This is a genomic window from Candidatus Pelagibacter communis, assembly GCF_001179965.1.
Lineage (GTDB): Bacteria > Pseudomonadota > Alphaproteobacteria > Pelagibacterales > Pelagibacteraceae > Pelagibacter.
This window is the reverse complement of record NZ_CVSH01000014.1, coordinates 1-1,101: the sequence shown is the minus strand read 5'-3', so window position 1 is coordinate 1,101 and position 1,101 is coordinate 1. Positions and strand designations below refer to the sequence as shown.

Below are 1,101 nucleotides of genomic sequence, written 5' to 3'. Positions count from 1 at the left end.
AAGTTACTGTAATTTTAGCAGATGCGCAAAAAAAATCTGAAATTATGAAGGGTGAAGGTGATGGAGCAAGAAATAAAATATTTGCGGATGCATTTGGTCAAGACCCAGATTTTTTTGCTTTCTACCGAGCAATGCAAGCATATGAGAAAGCATTAATTGGTGGAGAAACTTCGTTAGTATTATCACCAGATAGTGAATTTTTTAAATTCTTTGGAAACGTTAATTTAAAACCAGCTCAATAAAATAATCAAAATGAATGAATTGATCATCGCTTTTGGTCTGTTCTTGTTTATTGAAGGTATTCTTTATGCCTTATTTCCATCAAAAATGAAAAATATGTTAAAGAAGATTGATACTATTAAATCAAATCAATTAAGAACAGCGGGTTTTATTTTTGCCCTTATTGGTTTTTCGATAGTATGGGTTTTTAAAGGTTAGAATGAGCAAAATATTTAAATTCAGTCTAGTTATTTTATTTTTAATTAACCTAAACACTGCATCAAATTCATCAAACGTTCCAAGCTCTTTTGCAGATCTTGCTGAGGAATTAATGCCATCAGTTGTAAATATCTCTACAACACAAACTGTTGTTACAAAAACTAATCCTTTTCCAAACTTTCAATTTCCACCAGGATCACCTTTTGAAGATATGTTTAAGGAATTTGGTACTCCACAAGAAAGAAAAGCTAGTGCACTTGGATCAGGGTTTATTATAGATAAAGATGGAACTGTAGTTACAAACAATCATGTTATTAAAGATGCAGATGATATTTTAGTAAGAGTAAACGGAGATAAAGAGTATAAAGCAAAAATCATTGGAACAGATCCTTTATCAGATATAGCAGTATTAAAAATAGAGTCAGATGATACTTTTAAACCTGTTAAATTTGGAAATTCAGATTTAGCAAGAATAGGAGATTGGGTTATTGCAATTGGAAATCCTTTCGGACTTGGTGGAACTGTTACCACAGGAATAATATCTGCGAGAAATAGAAGTATTGGACTTTCTAGATACGAAGATTTTATTCAAACGGATGCTTCAATAAATCAAGGTAACTCAGGTGGACCTCTATTTAATATGGATGGGGATGTAGTAGGTGT

Annotated in this window: 2 protein-coding genes and 1 pseudogene; all 3 read left to right on the top strand. The window is 31.7% G+C overall.

All coding sequences use genetic code 11. The annotated features are described in order from the left end of the window. Positions 1 to 242: pseudogene (locus AMN73_RS00525) on the top strand (protease modulator HflC); the annotation flags it as partial. A gap of 10 nt (positions 243 to 252) precedes the next feature. After that, positions 253 to 438, top strand: a complete 186-nt coding sequence (locus AMN73_RS00520; protein WP_075534369.1) for a DUF2065 domain-containing protein — start codon at positions 253 to 255, stop codon at positions 436 to 438. A gap of 1 nt (position 439) precedes the next feature. Further along, positions 440 to 1,101: trypsin-like peptidase domain-containing protein (locus AMN73_RS00515; protein ID WP_143323176.1), on the top strand; the 662-nt coding region annotated here is incomplete at its 3' end.

Excerpts from the sequence above, each read along its gene's own strand:
- AMN73_RS00520 (WP_075534369.1), top strand. The coding sequence starts at position 253 with ATGAATGAATTGATCATCGCTTTTGGTCTGTTCTTGTTTATTGAAGGT.